This is a genomic window from Amycolatopsis sp. NPDC023774 (genome assembly GCF_040639695.1).
Taxonomy (GTDB): Bacteria; Actinomycetota; Actinomycetes; order Mycobacteriales; family Pseudonocardiaceae; genus Amycolatopsis.
Genome location: NZ_JBFAAJ010000122.1, coordinates 1 through 1,080, shown reverse-complemented (window position 1 = coordinate 1,080; position 1,080 = coordinate 1). Strand labels below are relative to the sequence as shown.

Genomic DNA, 1,080 nt, shown 5'->3' with positions numbered 1-1,080 from the left:
TGGTCCAAAAAATACCAAGTTGTTCACAGTGAAATGGAGAATATGTGATGCGTGCTGCTGGTGTGCGTGAGATCGGCGGCCTGGTCGAGGTATTCGACCTCCCGGAGCCTGATGACCCGGGTCCGGGCGAGGTGGTGATCGAGGTTGAGACGGCCGGTGTCGGTAACTGGGACAACATCGTGCGGACGGGGGCGTGGAACGTCGGGCTGACACCGCCGATGGCGCTTGGCGTGGAAGCCGCCGGCACGGTTGTCGCGGTCGGTTCGCAGGTCACGAACCTTCAGCGTGGCGACGAGGTTCTGGGTCACCCGCTTCCACTGCGTCACCAGGGCTGCTGGGCGGAGCGCGTGGTCGTGGACGCGGGTTTGGTCGTACTGAAGCCTGCCGGCGTGTCGTGGGAGACCGCGGCGGCATTCCCGGTTCCCGCGCTGACCGCGGAGCAGGTCCTCTCCGAGTCGCTCAAGCTCGCCGAGAACGAAACGCTGCTTGTCCACGGTGCTGGCAGCACAACCGGTGGGTTGATTGTGCAGCTGGCCGCTCTGCGGGGGGCCCGGGTGATCGCCACTGCTGGACCGTCGAGCGCGAATCGAGTCGCACAGGCTGGAGCAGCCGAGGTCCTCGACTACCACGACGACAGGTGGCCCGAACGCGTCCGCGAACTGACCAGCGGCATCGGCGCCGACGCCGCCCTCAACGCGGTCCCCGGAGGCAGCACCGCCACCATCGTGACTGTGCGGGAAGGTGGCCGGATGGCGACCATCACCGGCGACCCACCCGCAGCCGAGCGTGACATCCGCGTCACCAACGTCTACGTGCGCCCAGACGCCACCCAGCTCGCACAGCTCTGCGCGCTGCTCGGTGAGGGCCAGCTGACCCTGGCGGTCGGCTCCGTACTGCCACTAGCCGACGCGGCCACGGCGCTTGAGGACGCCATTTCCGGCGCCAAGGGCGGCCCAGTCGTCCTTCAAGTCGGACCCAGGCTCACCGGAAACTGAGTCCAGTCGAGTCCCCACGCACCGGCACCGGCGCTGGAACGCACCACAATGCGCGCCAGCGCCAGCCCGGTCGTTTCTCCCCGCC

At 67.8% G+C, this 1,080-nt stretch carries 1 protein-coding gene; it reads left to right on the top strand.

Annotation, left to right across the window (positions count from 1 at the left end; all coding sequences use genetic code 11):
* Positions 1-47: 47 nt before the first annotated feature.
* Complete coding sequence (locus AB0F91_RS47285; protein WP_360609098.1) at positions 48-995, top strand: NADP-dependent oxidoreductase; 948 nt, start codon at positions 48-50, stop codon at positions 993-995.
* The last annotated feature ends 85 nt before the right edge of the window (positions 996-1,080 follow it).